Origin of the sequence: Methanosarcina sp. WH1, assembly GCF_000970005.1 — an archaeon.
In the GTDB taxonomy this organism is placed as follows: domain Archaea; phylum Halobacteriota; class Methanosarcinia; order Methanosarcinales; family Methanosarcinaceae; genus Methanosarcina.
Genome location: NZ_CP009504.1, coordinates 3,692,277 through 3,710,253, shown reverse-complemented (window position 1 = coordinate 3,710,253; position 17,977 = coordinate 3,692,277). Strand labels below are relative to the sequence as shown.

Here is a 17,977-nt window from a genome sequence, read left to right as displayed (position 1 = left end):
CCCTGGAAGTAAGTTCTTTAAAAATAAGTTCTTTATCTATTCCGTAAACTTATTCAGTAAACTTTCATGCGTGCAACTTTTCTTGTGACGTAGCCTGCAACCCTGTTTCTAATTACTTTGCTTTCAATGGTCGTATACTTTGTCATAAGGATTTTGTTGGTCTCAAAGTCTTTTGTAAAAACTTCTCCGTAGTTTTCAAGCAGGCTAAATGCAGTTCTTTTGATGTTTGTCTGTCTTATATTTCCCATCGTATCTCCTCGGTTTTTGTTTTTTATTCCAGTTATTCAAGTTTTTGTGGTTTGTCTAACCATGTTTCCCTGTGAATTCTGGTTAACGTGAAGCGGTTAACGTGAAGCTGGAGAAGGAAGCGTTCCATGACATGGGTTTTCTTCTATCTCATATTAATGATTTAGCGGAAACTGGATTCAAAAAATTGACTATACTGATTTCGTCGACTAATAGGTGACTTGAGATTTATAAGTTTTGGGGTGAAAAAGTATTTTTTGGAATGTCTCTACCTTTTCTGTAAATGTTTTTTCTTGCCTCTTCATCTTTTCTTTCTACTGTTGCTCTTTACATAATCAGTCTTTCCAAGAAAGCGGTCAAGTGTTCCTGCACTTTTAAAAACAGGTTCTCTTACTCCTTTGCGGTTAATAATAAGCCCGAATAAAACAATGAGCAGGCCAAGCTCCGGCTTTATCTCAATGCTGATTGCCCCTAATAGGATCAAGGAAGAAGCTGCAAGCCCCCGGAGGGCACCTTTCCTGTAGGAAAGATATCCTGTCCTTTTAAATATTCGAATATCTCGAATTGTCAGGAAGAGGACTACAAAATAGGCAAGCATTGCAATTTCCAGATACATTCTTTTCTCCATTTCTAAGTGTTGCGATATGAGTGGACAATATTAGATATGAAAATATTATCGGTTATGTGAATAATATTTATGTGAATAATATTTATGTGAATAATATACTAATGAGCAGTTACATTGTATATTGGTACACTGTATATTGATACACTGTATATTGATGCCGGATAATAATGTAAAATTAAGTATTCTATATTATATATAAAACCAGCAGGTTTAAGTTCCTTCTGTTAATTCCCTTTTCGCCAAAAAAGCAGGCGAAAAAGCAGTTTTTTACGAAATAAACCGGGCACGTAGAATATATCTAGAGCATTCCCGGGTCAAGGAGCCCGCTCAGAAGCAAAAACCCGAGGAAAACAGGCTGGTGAATGAAATATATGAACAGAGAATGTTTTCCTACCCAGGAAATGAGTTTCAAAAGCAAAAATTTGTCTGCTTCAGGGATTTCAAACTTCCTATTCCCACCTTTATAAAGAGAGTTCCCAAGGAAAATTCCTGCAAGGAGCACTCCAAACCAGGGAAACAGAGGAAAATAGTCAAGGGTTATGAAGCCTTCAGGCTTGAAGCCCATCCAGAGTAGAGCAGAAAATCCGAAAGTTCTCTCTTTGAGGTAGAATCCTATAATTGTAAAAAACAGGCAGAAAAGCAGGTTTTCTCTTTCGTATTTCAGGAAAGGGTAAGCAAGCACTGCAGAGACTCCGAAAAAGTGCAGGATCCCGAAGAGAATATACTGTCCCGGAAAAAAAAACCAGGTTATCCCTGTGATTATCATCCCCATTGAAAAAAGTCTCAGCCCTCTTTTAAGGTATTTTGAAAAATTTTTTGCAGGCTTTCCTGAGACTTCATTAGCAAGAGCTCTTGAATGGCTTATGGAAAGAGCGGTTCCGGATATCAGAATAAAAAGGAAAGCTGAACCCCTACCAATATAAAGAAAAGTGCCGGACCTTAACTCAATATCAGCAAGCCCGAAAAAATCCAGGTCATAGAGAAAATGATATCCAAGCATTAAAATAACGGCAAAACCCCGCAGGCAATCAATTTCCCAGAAGCGATTTGAGTGCCTTTCCATATCCTTTTTCTCCAAAATGCCCTGAAATCTCGTTAATAAAGAACTTTTGACTCCTTCTAAAGAGAGCCACACTTATATATTCTGTGGGGCACAGGGCATAAAGAGGGCGGTAATCCTTACTTCTTTTTCCTTTTACTTCTTTTTTCTCTTACTTCTCCCCTCTCTTACTTCTTTTTTCTCTTACTTCTTTTTTCTCTTACTTCTCCCCTCTCTTACTTCTTTTTTCTCTTACTTCTCCCCTCTCTTACTTCTTTTTTCTCTTACTTCTTCCCTCTCTTACTTCTTCTCCTGACTACCAGTAAAATCTCAACACCTGTTACGATTCCGGCAAGCAAATAGAAGAATCTGAGAGCCTGATTTTCATACTCCTGAATTTCCCGCTCTTTTGCTGAATCTTTTGATGGAACTTTTCCAGCAGTTGTAGCCGTAGCAGTATCTTCATCTCATTAATTGTTGTGATTTTCAGGTTAAGCCTCATCTTCTGCTATACCGTCTATTCTAACCCTGTATGCTCCTGGAGAAACCCCTGAATAGGATACAGTAGCTGTTCCGTTACCGGTCCAGGCGCTCTCTGTCTTTGAGAGAACCTTGTAATTGTACTCTCTCAGGTATACAGGCACAGTCTTTTCAAAGGAAACCAAAATCTCCACTTCTTCTTCAGGGGAGGCAAGCCCGCTAATTATAAGGGTGTCCCCAATTTCAGGGTTCTCGGGGCTTAGTTTTCAGCCTGTTACCTTTGCAGCGGCAGGAGAGGTTGCAGCTCTGAAAAACAGGGTTGGTATAATGAATAAATAAAATAGGAGCTCTGGTCCTGCTCTGTTTGGTTTGAGCATCATAGACTTCAGTGGACAAGCTATCAGAAATTTTCTGATAATCTTCGACAAACAGGATTACAGATGGATACTTGCATTACTGCAAATATCCAAGTGACGTAATCATTCGAAGGAAGCTCCGCCCTCGTTTTCATCAGAAAGCAGGGTGGGGTAGTTCACTCTCTATTAACTTACTTAAGTTATGTGCCCTGTAATATGTAGTTTCTTTTATACTTTTTTCAACAGTTCTTATACCAGTCCCAGTCCAGGCCCCAGGTGAGGAATTAGCCCGTATAAAAATATGTTTATAAAACCGTGGATCATTACTACGAGAGCAAGGCTCTTTGTCCTGTAAAAGAAATACCCGAGTACGCCACCTGCAAGAAAAGTATATGCCATTTCGTAAGGTGTGCCATAGCTTGAATGCATTATCCCGAATAAAAGGCTTGCTAGCAGGATGCCTCCCGCAGGGCCTAAGAATTCTTCCAGCCTTGTCTGGATAATCCCTCTGAAGATGAATTCTTCTGTAAGGCTGACTACAAAAATCATTATAATTGTTAGTTCCAGCAGGTTAATGAGTGAAAGATCAGGAATAAGAGGCCTGGCTTGAATGAATACATTTTCTAACTCTGCAAAAATCAGGCCTGCAAGGATAGAAGAGGGCAGATAAATTTTCATTTTCTTGAGTAAATCTACTTTTCTTTCCCCCGGAATTTCCTGATAAACGGATATTATAATTGCCGGAATTGCCATGGGTACATATATGAATACGAATGAGTAAAGGTTGGATTCAAAGAAGATAGGCATTGAAAGGTTTACCAGGCGAAGAATGGGCAGGAGTATAAACGCCTGGTGAATTTTGCGTATCTCCAGTTTTTTTGAAACTATTATTGAAAGTGAAAAGATGATAAGAAGTAATGTATAGGTTATTGCGGCTTCTTTTATTCTGCCGCTAAAAATTAACAGTTCGGCAAAAGCAATAGCAATAACAGGACCTCCTGCGGAAAATATTTTTTTTAGGAACCCGTTTTTTTCATCAGTCTTCATTTTAAACATTTTCCCAAGCTCCGGCAAAGAGATCTTTCCTGCTTCCAGTTCCGAGGGTGGATATTCTGGAGGTGCCATCGTCAGGCCTCCTTTGTAACATTAATCCAGAGATGGACATTCCTGTAAGGTACGTTTTTTTCAGTATCATTAAAAAGCAGAAACTCCAGTTTCATATCCTTTCCCTCTATGGGTGGAGTAAAAGTGACTGGTTCTTCCCAGGATGCGTTATCGTCAAGGCTGATATATTTCTGGTTTTCCGGAAGAGGCAGGGGACGATTTTCAAGCCTCAGTTCCATCGTATAATCTACAGTTCTGTGCTCATGGTTTGCAATTCCTACCACTACTGTCCCACTGTCTCCGAGGGTGTAGTTTGTGGGGTAGTTCTCAGCCATTCTGTCAGGTCCCAGGATGTAAAATTCGGTGAATGACTCTCCTTCTTTGGGATTTCCTATGACATAAGCAAGGCTGCCAAGAGAGGCCAGAACCGAAATTACCAGTAAGATTGAAAGGGCTCTGTCGGTTCCGGACCCGTGCTTCTCCAGAAGCTCTGCCTTCAGGGCAAGGATAGACGCTTTGAACGGGACTTCAAAGGCTTCAGCTTCAGGCAGCTGGAGTCTTCTGTAGCATGCCGCCCCGCACATGAGAAGAGTAAATATTGAAAGCCCTGTGAGTACGGGAACTTCCCTGATTCCCCAGTCAGTGTAGTTCATTCCAAGTCCCATGAGTGGGACTACGGCAATGCTTAACCCTAAGGAAAGCAGGGCTCTCTCAATTCCTTCCAGATCTTTTTTTGCAGGAAAAAGAGTCCCTATCAGGGCATACCCCGGTAAGAAAAGGACCAGGAGAAGTCCAAGGATTGTGCGCAGAAAGCTCCCGCTAAGTACGGGCACAAGTACGAAAATATCAGTAAGGATTACAAGACCTGCTACAAGCAGCAGATCCAGAGGCAATTGTCGGTTTCCAGCCATTTTTATCACTGCTAAAATATTTAGTATACTCTCTTCCTATAATTTATAGTTATGTGAGCTTCCCGCCAATCTCCTATAGATTATTCAATTGTTCTGGTAAACCGATAAGTAAGCCACTAATTTGAATTTATTTTCTGGAAATTATCCAGTTCCCTCAAGCTGTACGGATAACTGTACTTTACTGATCAGCTGGTTTATCGTGGTGGCCTGAATTTCCCCAATTTTTTTAATTCCCCTGTATTCATAAAGCTTCTTTCGATGAAAAAATTTTCCCTTCTGATAAAATTTTCTCCTGATGATCTCTGTTTCTTCTATCTTTCATTTTTTTTATCCAAAACTATGGAACTTTCAGGCCGGCATGGAAAATTTTATTTTGTACCTTTTCCTTCTTTCGGAACATGAATGTGCTGGTTACAGGAGGAGCAGGTTTCATAGGCTCCCATATAGCTGAGTATTTCGCAGAAGCAGGACATAGTGTGAGGATACTTGATAATCTCACTACGGGTTTTTCCCGAAATGTCCCTCAGCACAGGAATGTCGAATTCGTTCAGGGGGATATCTGTGATTCCTCTTCGGTCGAAAAGGCTGTCTCGGGTATGGACTGCGTTTTTCATGAAGCTGCTCTCGTATCAGTGCCGCTAAGCTGTGAAAATCCAGTTGAGGCTTTCCGGATAAATACACTTGGAACACTTAATGTATTGCAGGCATGTGTCAGGGCAGGAGTCGAAAAATTTGTGACCGCATCCTCAGCTGCAGTTTATGGAAATAACCCTGAGCTTCCTAAAAGAGAGGCTATGTATCCTGAACCTGCCTCGCCTTATGCAATCTCCAAACTGGACGGAGAATACCTGGCAAGAATGTTTTATGAGGAGCACGGGCTTCGGACTACCTGCCTGCGTTACTTTAATGTATACGGCCCACGTCAGGACCCGAAATCTCCGTATGCTGCCGTGATCCCCATTTTTTTGGAAAGGGCAAAGGCAGGAAAGGATCTTCTTATTTACGGTGACGGACTTCAGAGCAGGGATTTCGTTCATGTAAGAGATGTTGTCAGGGCAAATGCAGCAGCTCTCGAGCACGGGGATGGTCAGTTTTTCAATGTGGCTATGGGAAAAAGTGTAACAGTCCTCGAGCTTGCTGAGACTATTATTAAACTGACCGGTTCCTCAAGCCAGATCGTTCATGCCGGATCAAGGGCAGGAGATGTTCGAGACTCCAGGGCAGATGTCTCAAAAATTTCCGGCTGGTGGAAAGGTGAGATCGAACTGGAACAGGGATTAAAGAGCCTTATTTAAAGTCGTAAGAATTTATCTATTTCAAAAAAATTAGAACAGAAGACACAAGGTCTCCTGTTTTTACCTTTTTTTATGTATCTTATCTTTACTCAGGTTTCTTTTTTTTCATTATAATCGCACCTATAATGAGGATTGCAAGTAACCCTGCAAAGAAGGTAGCAATTTTCGAAATTGTCTGGTTTTTATTTTCCTGAGCTGCAGTGCCAGTCTCGTCTGTTACTTTTGGTTCTTTCTGTGGCACAATTTCTGAAGATCCCTGATTTTCTCCTCCCGCCTCAGTACCTGTCGCATTCTTTTCAATTGATATTGCAAACTGAGAGAAACCGGGAGTTTCAGCTTTAAAGTAAATATAATTCTTGTTTTCGCTAATCTTTTTAGTTGGAAGGGATGTCCATTTATCTTTGTCGAAGTGCTGAAGGGTTATTGAGTCGCTATTGATGTGGTTTTCATCAATCCAGTCTTTGCTTATCCTGAACCCTACAATAGCGTTCCTAAGGTTATCCGAATTTGAAAATTCACCATCGCCAATCCGGACATTGAAGTAATTATAGATTTCTCCTTCGGGTTCGATGGGCACAAGTGTAGATTTTTCTTTCAGTTCTTCGATAGTGGCTATTGTAGTTTCAGTAGTTATCTTGGATTTAAATTCCAGGTAATCAACGCAGGTATTTTTTTCAGCGAATTCGAATTTTACATAGCTGTTCTTTGTAACGAACTTCTTGCATTGTTCCTTGCTTCGGACATTTTCCTCAGGTTCTTTAGACTCTTTATCTTTCCATCCAGAACCATTGTGTCCGCCAGAACCATCGTGTCCGTCAGAACCATCGTCTCCGCCAGAACCATCGTCTCCGCCAGAACCATCGTCTCCGCCAGAACCATCGTCTCCACCAGGACCATCATCTCCGCCAGGACCATCGTCTCCGCCAGGACCATCGTCTCCGCCAGGACCATCGTCTCCGCCAGGACCATCATCTCCGCCAGGACCATCGTCTCCACCAGGACCATCATCTCCGCCAGGACCATCGTCTCCACCAGGACCATCATCTCCGCCAGGGTAGCCCTTTGGTATAATCAAAACTTTGAGCTGAGTAAGCCCTATAAGCTCCTTTCCCGGACAATATGCTCCTACAAAGAGGTAATAGTGGCCCGCAGGCAGATCAAAAGTGGTAAGTGATAATGTTTTCTGGCCTCTTTCTCCTATTGCTATGGAACCTTTTTCTTCCCCTATCAGGACCTGGATTTCTTTCTGAAGCTCGTTTTTAGTCATTTTTGACCTGAAATTTGAGGAGTTTATGTCAAACTCATCTATAACGTCCACACCATTTACTATTACTGATGTGCCGCCTCTTGTGCCATCGGAATTGATATCTATTTTTGCCTCATATGCCTGTTCATTGATGAGTACTGCTCCATAAATACAGTTATTTTCGTCTGGAGCATTCGTAAGATCCATGCTTAAGTCTAGGTCTTTCCCGTTTTCTATGATTACAGGCATGCTCGTGTACAGGTCTTCAAGATCTATTATAGGAATGCTTATGTTCAGGTCTGCAAAAATGTCTTCAAGATCTTCAAGACCGTTCATGTTCGGGTCTTCCCAGTTTACTATGCTTCCAGGAGTTGAAACGAGTAGTTTATGTTCCATAACCACAAAGGCTGTTGCAGAAAATACTGTCAGACTGCCGTCTTCATTTTCCTGGGTCATAATTATACTGTACTGTCCCGCATCAAGTGGCCCTAAATTATAATTTAACAAATCCCCATTATTTCCGAGCACAGCAGAGTATTTTTTATAGTTCTCGTCCACGGTGTTGTTGAAGAATCTGTTTAAGTCTCCTACATCTTTTGTGTAAAAGGCGTCGAAGGCCCCGAACATTAAGTTCCGGGTCGCTTTGATAAGGTATATATCCACCTTTCCTTCCAGTCCGGACTCCCCATAAAAAGATATGACGATATTTTCTCCAGGCAGGTAAATTGGATGGGTGGTATAGGCATAAGATGATGGGTATATTATAGTGTAACTTTCATTTTCGTCTTTATACAGAGTTCCAGAAGCTTCCCCATATTCTATTGATTTCGGGCTATTGTATGTAAGTTTTATCGGCTGAGGAAGCTGAATTCTTCTCTCTTCGGAGGAACCTATTGCAATCCAATTTCCTTCCGCTGGGTTGTTGGTGTGGTCCAAGAAATAAACAACCCTATCGGTGAAGTTTATATCACCAATGGGGTTTGGACCTCTTTCGTTGTTGCCTGCAATTGCTGTTGCAGAGGTTAATATGAATATACTTAGTGTAATTATCAGTATACTTTTTTTCAGGTATATACCCCCAATTTATTTGTTTAGTTTTTTTTTGACTATTCTTTCTAAAGATAGCAATATTTTTTGTATAATCACCTGACATTGTTGTTTTTTTACTTCATTTCTTCCTTAAATATACTATCAGGATCAGAAGTCCTGCTACCATTCCTGCTAACAGGTAAAATTTATCTTCAAATTGTATTGAAGCTTCGGAAGTTTGGGTATTATTTCCGGGAAGCTGTGCTTGATTGTCTCCCCCTACGAGACTTTCATCCGAAGTTAAATCTTCATAAACCCCACTTTCTTTCACAGTTTCGGAGTTTGTTGGTTTCATGGAAGGTTTGGTTTCTTTGGAAGAAGAACCTGAGAAAGAAGAATCTGTTGAAGAATCATCTGTCGAGGAATCACCTGTCGAAGAATCATCTGTCGAGGAATCACCTGTTGAAGAATCATCTGTCGAGGAATCACCTGTTGAAGAATCATCTGTCGAGGAATCTCCTGTTGAAGAATCATCTGTCGAAGAATCATCTGTCGAAGAATCATCTGTCGAAGAATCATCTGTCGAAGAATCATCTGTTGAAGAATCATCTGTCGAAGAATCATCTGTTGAAGAATCATCTGTTGAAGAATCACCTGAAGTTGAGCCTGAATCTTCTTCAGACTTAATGGTTACTGTTTTTGTTATTCCCCCTACTTCTATCTCAAGGTCCCCAGGTGGAATCGCTTTTGTGTTATATGAGTAACTGAATTCTCCATTTGAATCAGCCTCTATACCCTGAAGAGCCGTAACCTTCAGTTTCACATTTGAAACTCCTTCTTTAGCGTCCCCATCTATCTTTATATTGTATGTCCCTGGAGGTACATTTGACTGTGAGACTACTGCAGTATTTCCAGAAGCCTCTGAGCTTTTTGTCACCCAGACCACTATTTTTACTCTGACATTGAGGTTTTTGGCTCCGCTGGCCTGGACCGTAAAGCGATTTTCGAACCCTTCAGGGATTTTCACGCCTTCCAATATGCACTCGTACTCCCCCCCGGATACTGGAACAGCTTTTTCAAAAGTTGCCTGTATTTCGATTTCCTCTTCTGGAGATGCACTCCCTTTAATTCGAAGGGTATCTCCAAGAACGGGGTTTTCAGGGGATAAATCCCAGTTGCTAACTGCTGCAGCTGTAGGTGAGATTATCAGTAAAGCCATAATCAGAACCGAAAGGGAGGTGATCATAAAGGCAGTTTTTTTTCGCTTTTGATGGGGGTTAATGGATTTTTGCACGGGCACTACTCCTTTTCAAACCAGAACTTTTTAATTATGTTTCTCATGTGTCTATTTAAATTTTTTGACATAATTAACAAAAATAAACATTTATAATTATGCTATTAAAAGAATATTCTATAGGTTTTTACTGTGAATGTTATATACATTTCTATTGATAGTGAGTTAAATTTTCTACAAATTAATTATAAAATTTTATATTTTGTTTGTTTTTTTAATAGTATATCCTGAGTTCTGCCTACTACCTATTTTTTTTTAAAATTAACAATATGTATAATTTTTATTTTAACTCTCTTTTGTTTTTATCAAATACTTCTTTAATGTTATTTAATGGTTATATTCTTTTCTTGCGTTTCTTCTCTACGTTTATAATTAATCTTGGCTGATAAATTTCTCTCTTAAACTGTATTTAGGTCTATGTATCTTGATTTTTCTCCTTGTTTTCCAATTTCGGTGAGATTTTTGTCTATAATTCTATGATAATAATCAAATCAATATCAAATCAATATCACATCCTAATTATTCAATCTTTCAAGAAACTTTTATATAGTATATGCTCTTTCTATATGACTAATTTAACTAAGTATTGTGTGTGTCTAAGTCATTATTTATGGGAGGTATCTTTATTCTATTAAGCATAATTTCGTCGAGTGCGATTTCCATGGTTACGAGTCCCGGGCTTCCTCAGTTCGGTGCAGCGGTAGTTATCGGGCTGATAGGCCTTCTTTCTTTAAAAGAAGTTCTTTCGGCATCCAAACACTGGAACAAGTCCCTTAACAGTTCTTTTAATATGGCAATCCTGCCTTTACTCTTCAGTTTTACTGCAATTGTCATTTTCCAGGTTGCCATGATTATTTAATTCCGGGCTTCCGGAATCATCTCTTCTTTTTTGCCACCAATAAACTCATTTCGTGCATTTCTGCACTACTTTTCTCTTTTTTAGTGACTTTTTTTCTGTATTTTATCTGCCGATTTTCTTTTTCATGAATTCAGGGTCAAGAGCCTGAAATCTGGAATGTCTGAAGGACCGGGATGCGAGAATATTCAAAAGCTAAGAAAAGCAAAGAAAAGTAAACAATATTGAGGGCTGCTAAAAATAAAATAACTTAAGGAAATACTAATGCCGGAAAATTGATAAAAACCAGGGCGAGATTGAGCATAGGGAAAAGCTGACTAATATAGGCTACAAGGGGCAACTTTTTAACAACTGTCTGCAGGGACCCGACCCGGATTATTTGCACAGTTTCATTGCCTATTTTTTATATCAATTCTTTATTTTATTTTGTTTGTTGAAGCCCTGGATTTTGTGGAATTCGAGTTTCTTATGTCCAGCATTTTCTCTCTCATGATGTTTATTTCTGTGTTACGAGCTTAAATACTTCCTGACTTAAGTCATAACCTTACTTTGCTTAATTGTAAAAATGTAGTCCTTTGACTTGAGGGCTGCCAAAGAACCTTCCTCCTCTTAAAATTTAGGAATTTGTAGAAAGAATTTTATAGTATAATTGTACTATTATGCCAATGTTTCTGTGTTACGAGCCTAAATACTTCCTGACTTAAGTCATAACCTTACTTTGCTTAATTGTAAAAATGTAGTCCTTTGACTTGAGGGCTGCCAAAGAACCTTCCTAATCTTAAAATTTGGAATTAGTATAAGGACTTTATAGTATATTGTATTATTATGCCAATAATCTAATATTATATCAGTAATTTATTCTTATACAGGTGATTCTGAACTATTCGAGGTATATGCTTTTGTGTTTATAGAGGCGTCTGTATGTTGTTAAGTATAATCTCATCAAGTGCTACTCAAACTGTATCTTACATGGTTACGATCCCAGGACTTCCTCAGTATGGGTCCGATATGGTTGTCGGACTTATTGCTCTCCTTTCTCTTAAGGAAGTCCTTTCGGCGTCCAAATACTGGAATAAATTAATTAACAGTTCTTTTAATGTGGCAATTATTCCTTTGCTTTTGAGTTTTACTGCAATTGTCATCTTCAAGGTTTCCACGATTCTTTAATTCCGATTTTTGAAAAAAGAATTCTCTTTTTCATTTAATTTTTTCATGCCCGGACTGTTTTTACTGAGTCTTTTTCTCTTCAGGAATGGCCTTTTCTTCGGGTTTTGCTTAAGGCCCCATTCCCCTTTTTTTCTTCTACAGGGTCTTCAGGATTTTTTCCGGAGGCAGATCTAAAAAAAGGAGGTTGAGTGCCGATTGCCCGGGGGAGTTTTCTCAAAAAAAGAATTTTTATATGATTTCTCTTGGGGTTGATAAACAAGATCAAATGCTCAGGTGAGGCAGGATGCCGAAAAGGAAAACATTGACAAAACCGTGGAGCACAGTAATAAAGGGCAGACTTTTTGTTCTATAATATACAAAACCCATGATAAATCCTACAAAGCCGGTATAGAGGATTTCCTGGTAGGTGCCGTATCCGGAGTGCATTAGCCCGAACAGAAGGCTTGAAATTAACAAGGCTTCCCGCACACTGAGCGCATCTTCGAGCCTGGTCTGCAGGACTGACCTGAAGATCAGTTCCTCTACAAGACCCACGAAAAAAACCATTATAATGGTAAGCTTGAGAAGATTTGTGAAGGTGAGATCAGGGATCAGGTAATCTGTCCTGATGGTCAGATACTCTCCAAGTCCAAGCAGGAAACCCAGTGGGACTGAGAGAAGCATGTAGGGTATTATGTGTTTCTGAGTAATCCCGATCTGTTCAAGGGAATACTGCTGGTTCATTACTATGATTGCCAGGGGGATTGCCAGGGGGCCGTAGATGAAAACGAAGGTATAAAGGGTTGTTTCATAAAAAATGGGCATTGACAGATTTATCAGCCTGAGGACCGGAAGCAACATCATGGCCTGATAGATTTTGTGGACTTCGAGATCTCTTATTAATATGTTGGAAAGGGAAAGAGCAATAAGGGTACCTATATGTATCCAGACAGCTGCTCCCATCCTGCCTGAAAAGATCAGGATTTCGGCAAGGGTTATGCTCAGGACAGGCAATGCGGTAAGGAGCCTGAGTTTTTTGACCTCGTCTTTTTCCTTATCAGTTTCTGCAGGTTCCTCAGACTCTTCGGTCCTGGCTGTTTTCCAGATTTTAAGCGAACGGAGGTCCCCAAGAAAATTTTTTGCAAGTCTGGGCTCTCCCGGATCCATGCGCAGATATGCAAGGAGGACCAGAACTGCTGCCCCTATTCCCATTATCGTATACCCAATGTGTAGATACTGTCCCATTTTCAGGGGTGTTTCAGGATCTTCATTCGAGGTTATAACAACTCCGGAATCTCCTGTTTCTTCCAGGGTGTCGGCACGTATCTGTTCTGAAACAGGCCCCCTCTCCGGAGAAGGTGATAACTCCAGGTTGCTGCTTGATGCGGCTTCCGGAGAAATTGCCAGTAAAGCCAGAATCAGAACTGAAACGATAATTAGAAGATTCAGTTCTTTTTGTTTTTTATGAGAATTAATTAACTTTTGCACGGAAATTTCTCCTCTTTCAAATCGGGGCAGGTTCAGACCTATTTTGTGTATTTCCTACTAAAATTTTTTACTGGTTTTTTTATTACAAAATTTTAAGGGATACTATGCAGATCTCATATTATACAAGCATTTATTGTGAATGTTGTATAAAGTTTTGTCGATAGTTGGCTATTTTAAATGATGAACTAATGATGAATTTTAATTTTTGTGAACTTCCTGAAAGCTGGAATGATTGGACTTTTCATCACTATCCTCTCACATCCGACCTCAGTCGGATATTGAAATCCAAAAGCAAAAAAAGTTCACAATCCCGCAGGAATTGTGTAAATGTATTTCACTCATAAAACCTCAGCAGAAAACCCGTTAAATCTTTAAATTTAGCGGGTTAGTTGACATGACCTGTTGCCCATACTCTCTACTGATTAAGAGAATTTATAGATAATGCCCAGTTCGGATGAGTTTCTTCAAAAGGAAGCTCTGGAATGAAGGCAGATAAAGCTTGAAAGGGCAGCCGGTATTTAATATTAAGGTTGCCAGTCTGAGAGCTCTGGAAACTGTTGCTTTCCAGCCACGTTTTTGCAGTCTCAGAGACATTTGCACCCTCATCTATTGCTGAGTTTCTATTCTCCCTTAATTTATTCTCCCTTAATTTATTCTCCCTTAATTTATTCTCCCTTAATTATCTGTTGAGTTTACGTTTATCCAGAGATGGAGGTCCCTGTAGGGTGTGTTTTTGTCGGTTTCGTTGAAGAGCAGGAACTCAAGCTTCATGTCCTTTCCTTCGATCGGAGGACTGAGCGTCAGGGGCTCTTCCCAGGTCTCGTTATGGGCAAGCGTGATCTGCTGCAGATTTTCGGGGAGGGGAAGGGATTTGTTTTCAAGCTTTACATCCATTGTATAATTTACCGGGCTGTACTCGTGGTTTACGATCCCGACAATTACGGTCCCGCTTCCCCCGAGTGTATAGTTTGTCGGGTAGTTGTCAGCTATCCCTTCAGGCCCGAGGATATAGAACTCTGTGAAGTGTTCCCCTTCTTTCGGGGTAAGTATTACATAGAAAAGAGTTACAACCGACAGGAGGATGGACAGAACTAGAATAATTGTAAGGGCTTTGTCAAGTCCTGATCCCGGTTTTTCCAGGATTTCGGCTTTAAGCCCAAGTGCCGTTTTCTTGAAGGGCACCTCAAATGCGTCAGCTTCGGGAAGTTCCACCCGCCTAAGGTACGCAAGCCCGCACATTGCAAATGTGAATAATGATAGGCTGAGTAGAATTGGCAGAAGCCGTATTCCCCACGGAGTGTAGTTAAGGAAGAGGCCGATCAGGGGTACGACTGCAATACTCAGCCCGAAAGAGAGGGCTGTCCTTTCAATCCCGTCAAGGTCGGATTTTGCAGGAAAGAGTGCAGCAATCAGGGCATACCCGGGCAGGAAAAGTACAAGGGGTAGGCCGAGTATATTGCGGAACACAGTTTCACTTAATCCGGGCATAAGTACAAAAAGATCAGTAAGGATCACAAGCCCAATAACGGTCAAGAGGTCTGAAGGAACTTTTTTTCCGGTCATTCAGGTCATCCGGTATATAATTTTCAACAAGGTATTCTATTTCTCCGGTTTCTTTCGAATTTCTCCGGTTTCTTTCGAATTTCTCCGGCTTCTTTCGGGGAAGTACTATTTTTTTTCATACATTTTATTCTTTCGCTATTTTTCATTTTATAGGAAGAAGTGTAAACCCCATGAAATCTTAATTTCATGGAATATATATATCTACTTCCTCAAGTTTTAATGTAATTGATTCTGATTATTTATTTCTATTTTGAAGCCTATTACGCCGTGCTGAAATCCCAAAGCAATAATCAAGTATAGGATATAGGTATTTTGCTGTCATCACAATGCTCAGACAAGCTGGTTAACAGGGCAAATTTCACAATTATGTTACCCAACCATTACTCAGTCATTTTACTCAGTCATTTTACTCAGTCATTTTTACTTTAACTTTACAGTTCTTTTCATTTTATTCATATGTGTTACTTTAAAGTTCTTTCATTTTATTAATATGTATAGTCTTTGCTTTAACTTCTTGCTTTTACTTCTTTAATTTTTGGGTGCATTCCTCCTGTCAAGTTGGGGTAGTCTAATTCAATTTATTTTTCCAGATTACTCTATTTCACATTTTTTCTTTTTTTTATACAGATGCGGCAAGTGGGAGATGGAGTTGAGTTGGGCTCTAAAGTTTCAGACCTCTGGAAATAAATCCCCGGGAATCCTGGAAAACAGGTGGTACCTAAGTACGGAACTCTAGTGTTCTCACGATACTGTTTTTTTCTGGGTCATTTTTTAATTTTTGAGTATTTATATTTTTTACCCTGATATTTCTTATTTTTTTTGCAGGAAAATATCTTGGTCATATAATGTTATATTTGTCCAATTAACGGCTCTCTCGTCTTTTTTATTACTAATTAACTATTATGCAGCAGTCCTTCTGTCAATAAATTTATATATTTGTGTTCCAGATGTCTATCTAAAAAATTAAAGTATATTAGGAACTTACACAGTCGATTCGAAATTCATACAATCACACCATAATCGGTATTCAGGGGCTTTTGAGCCTCTATAATCATTTTTACTTCATAATATCAATTTCACAGGGGTCATACAAATGAGTAACGAACAGCTTGTGGGCAACAGTACCCGGTACCCAGCCCATAAAGAGAACCGGCATTTCAGGGGAACATCTTCTCAAAATATAACCGCTATCCTTCCAGCTTACAACGAAGAAGTCTCAATCGGAAGCCTGGTTCTTCTTACCAGACTCTATGCCGACAATGTGGTCGTTGTCGATGACGGCAGCACTGACCGGACAGCTGAAGTCGCCAGAAAAGCCGGAGCTGAAGTGGTTGCTCACGGAGCCAACAAAGGAAAAGCCGAAGCCCTCAAAACAGGATTCAAAACCGCAGCCGCCCTCGGCGCAGATATCATAGTTACCATGGACTCGGACGGCCAGCACAACCCTGCCGACATCCCGAATCTCCTTGCCCCCATTCTTAAAGGAAATGCCGAGATGGTCAACGGCAGCCGTTACCTGAACTATCAGGGCAAAAACTCCTCCATTTTCCGCCGTGCAGGCAAGAAGATGCAGGATACCACCGCAAAAATGAACTTCAACCTCAAAATAACCGATACGCAGAGCGGCTTCCGCGCCTTTGCAGCTTCAACAAAAGACATCTTTCGGTTCAGCGGCAAAAAGACCGCCATAGAAAACGAAATGCTTGCTGACATAGGCAGATCAGGTTTTCGCATAAAGGAAGTCGAAATCGGAGTCCTCAACGACTCTGAAGCTTCACCTGGAAACCCGGTAAAGTACATCGTCAGAGCCCTGAAAACCGTAGCCGAAGATATGGAAGCAAACAGGCCCCTGTACTTCTATACGGTACCGGGCTTTGCCCTCGCTACCTGCGGCTTCTGTATGGGTTTCAAGTTTCTTGAAGCCTTTTTCCTGGGCAGTACGAGCCTGAACTTCGAGCACACATTCCTTATGGTCTTCTTGTTCCTTGCAGGGGCATACATGGCTCTCAGGGGAATTATAGCACATTCCATGGCAGGGCCGGTTAGACAAACCGACCCTCCTGATATATTATTTCACTAGACGGTATTTCAGTTTGATTATCTTCAACAACTAGACGCAAATAAAGATGCAGGCTCACTAATTTGAAAATTAAATCGATTTATATTATTTATATGACAATATTGGTATATTTATAATCATCAGGTTATCTACACTACACAATACCTTTATATGTGATCACATCTTTGTAATTTTACCTACGTTTGATTATATTATTATGGGGTTATTCGAATGAATCATGAGTTGGTTATGAGTAAGAGCGCCCAGTTAATATCTAAAAATGAGGAAAGTTCAGATACGAGAGGAACAACCCCTCAAAATATAACCGTGATTCTCCCCGCCTTTAACGAGGAGGTTTCCATCGGCAGCATAGTCCTCTTGACCCGGCACTACGCAGATAACGTAATCGTAGTCGACGACGGCAGCTCAGACAGGACCGCCGCAGTCGCCAGGAAAGCAGGAGCCCATGTGATTGTGCACGAGACCAACACGGGTAAAGGAGGCGCCCTCAAAACCGGCTTTACAGCCGCAGCCGCCCTCGGAGCCGACATTATAGTTACTATGGACTCCGACGGCCAGCACAACCCCTCTGAAATCCCCCGGCTGGTAGCCCCAATCATCGACGGCTACGCCGAGATGGTCAACGGCAGCCGCTACCTGAACCATACGGACAAAAACACCCCAGTCTACCGTCGGGTCGGCCAGGCAATCCTTGACACTGCCACAAATATGAACTCGGGCCTCAAGATCACAGACTCCCAGAGTGGTTTCCGCGCATTTGCAGGCTCAATAAAAGATGTCTTCCGCTTCAACGCAAAAGGAATGGCAATCGAGAGTGAAATGCTTGCCGATGCAGGCCGCTCCGGCCTCCGCATAAAAGAAGTAGAAATCGGAGTCCGCTATGACGTTGACGGCTCAACCATGAGCCCGATAAAGCACGGTTTAGGCGTCCTTGTCATGGTCTTAAAAGACATCGAGTTCAACAGGCCTCTATATTACTTGACCGCCCCTGGCATTGTCCTCGGAGTCGGAGGGCTGTATATGGGAGCAAACTTCTTGCAAATCTTTGTTGCCGGAGGGAGCTTGAATTTCGGGCCTACGATGCTCATGATCCTGTTTATTATTGTAGGGACTTTTATGGCACTGACCGGGATTTTGCTGCATTCGATGTCTGCGGTTGTGAGGGAAGTGAAGACAGCTTAAATTTCACGGAAATGGTTCTGATTAAGTGTATGCG

The 17,977-nt window shown here is 40.9% G+C and carries 15 protein-coding genes; 5 read left to right on the top strand and 10 right to left on the bottom strand.

From position 1 onward, the window contains the following. Positions 1 to 53 precede the first annotated feature (53 nt). The 6 genes from MSWH1_RS16350 to MSWH1_RS16325 form a co-directional block, all read right to left on the bottom strand. On the bottom strand, positions 54 to 248 hold the full coding sequence (locus tag MSWH1_RS16350) for a 30S ribosomal protein S17e (protein ID WP_048129963.1): 195 nt from the start codon (positions 246 to 248) through the stop codon (positions 54 to 56). Between the two features lie 299 nt (positions 249 to 547). Further along, positions 548 to 862, bottom strand: a complete 315-nt coding sequence (locus tag MSWH1_RS16345; protein WP_048129962.1) for a hypothetical protein — start codon at positions 860 to 862, stop codon at positions 548 to 550. A 310-nt stretch (positions 863 to 1,172) separates the two neighbouring features. After that, positions 1,173 to 1,937, bottom strand: coding sequence for a heparan-alpha-glucosaminide N-acetyltransferase (locus MSWH1_RS16340; protein ID WP_048129961.1), 765 nt, complete (start codon positions 1,935 to 1,937; stop codon positions 1,173 to 1,175). Between the two features lie 467 nt (positions 1,938 to 2,404). Beyond that, positions 2,405 to 2,578: a hypothetical protein gene (locus tag MSWH1_RS20395; protein ID WP_231591838.1), complete on the bottom strand. Its 174-nt coding sequence runs from the start codon at positions 2,576 to 2,578 to the stop codon at positions 2,405 to 2,407. Positions 2,579 to 2,998: 420 nt separating this feature from the next. Next, positions 2,999 to 3,874 carry a CPBP family intramembrane glutamic endopeptidase gene (locus MSWH1_RS16330; protein ID WP_048129959.1) on the bottom strand — a complete coding sequence of 292 codons (876 nt, stop codon included), beginning with the start codon at positions 3,872 to 3,874 and terminating at the stop codon, positions 2,999 to 3,001. A 2-nt stretch (positions 3,875 to 3,876) separates the two neighbouring features. Further along, positions 3,877 to 4,764, bottom strand: coding sequence for a DUF1616 domain-containing protein (locus MSWH1_RS16325; RefSeq protein ID WP_048129958.1), 888 nt, complete (start codon positions 4,762 to 4,764; stop codon positions 3,877 to 3,879). 398 nt (positions 4,765 to 5,162) lie between these two features. Between MSWH1_RS16325 and MSWH1_RS16320 the strand changes: the two genes are divergently transcribed. Beyond that, entirely contained in the window at positions 5,163 to 6,059 is an 897-nt protein-coding gene (locus MSWH1_RS16320) for an SDR family NAD(P)-dependent oxidoreductase (RefSeq protein ID WP_048129957.1), read from the top strand. An 85-nt stretch (positions 6,060 to 6,144) separates the two neighbouring features. On the opposite strand, the gene MSWH1_RS17690 is transcribed toward MSWH1_RS16320, so the two are convergent. Then, the gene (locus MSWH1_RS17690; RefSeq protein ID WP_052723196.1) at positions 6,145 to 8,241 is read right to left on the bottom strand and encodes a TIGR04279 domain-containing protein; all 2,097 of its coding nucleotides are present in this window, start codon (positions 8,239 to 8,241) and stop codon (positions 6,145 to 6,147) included. A 232-nt stretch (positions 8,242 to 8,473) separates the two neighbouring features. Then, positions 8,474 to 9,628: a hypothetical protein gene (locus MSWH1_RS19760; RefSeq protein ID WP_052723195.1), complete on the bottom strand. Its 1,155-nt coding sequence runs from the start codon at positions 9,626 to 9,628 to the stop codon at positions 8,474 to 8,476. Between the two features lie 661 nt (positions 9,629 to 10,289). On the opposite strand from MSWH1_RS19760, the gene MSWH1_RS16300 reads away from it, so the two are divergent. Both MSWH1_RS16300 and MSWH1_RS16295 read left to right on the top strand, forming a co-directional pair. Beyond that, on the top strand, positions 10,290 to 10,487 hold the full coding sequence (locus tag MSWH1_RS16300; protein ID WP_082088194.1) for a hypothetical protein: 198 nt from the start codon (positions 10,290 to 10,292) through the stop codon (positions 10,485 to 10,487). A 918-nt stretch (positions 10,488 to 11,405) separates the two neighbouring features. Then, positions 11,406 to 11,651, top strand: coding sequence for a hypothetical protein (locus tag MSWH1_RS16295; protein WP_048129955.1), 246 nt, complete (start codon positions 11,406 to 11,408; stop codon positions 11,649 to 11,651). Between the two features lie 261 nt (positions 11,652 to 11,912). On the opposite strand, the gene MSWH1_RS16285 is transcribed toward MSWH1_RS16295, so the two are convergent. Both MSWH1_RS16285 and MSWH1_RS16280 read right to left on the bottom strand, forming a co-directional pair. Beyond that, positions 11,913 to 13,118, bottom strand: a complete 1,206-nt coding sequence (locus MSWH1_RS16285; RefSeq protein WP_231591837.1) for a CPBP family intramembrane glutamic endopeptidase — start codon at positions 13,116 to 13,118, stop codon at positions 11,913 to 11,915. A 675-nt stretch (positions 13,119 to 13,793) separates the two neighbouring features. Then, on the bottom strand, positions 13,794 to 14,681 hold the full coding sequence (locus tag MSWH1_RS16280) for a DUF1616 domain-containing protein (protein ID WP_048129953.1): 888 nt from the start codon (positions 14,679 to 14,681) through the stop codon (positions 13,794 to 13,796). 1,093 nt (positions 14,682 to 15,774) lie between these two features. Between MSWH1_RS16280 and MSWH1_RS16275 the strand changes: the two genes are divergently transcribed. After that, positions 15,775 to 16,761 (top strand): glycosyltransferase family 2 protein, encoded by a 987-nt coding sequence (locus MSWH1_RS16275; RefSeq protein WP_048129952.1) that lies wholly within the window; start codon positions 15,775 to 15,777, stop codon positions 16,759 to 16,761. 210 nt (positions 16,762 to 16,971) lie between these two features. After that, on the top strand, positions 16,972 to 17,943 hold the full coding sequence (locus tag MSWH1_RS16270) for a glycosyltransferase family 2 protein (RefSeq protein WP_048129951.1): 972 nt from the start codon (positions 16,972 to 16,974) through the stop codon (positions 17,941 to 17,943). Positions 17,944 to 17,977 lie beyond the last annotated feature (34 nt).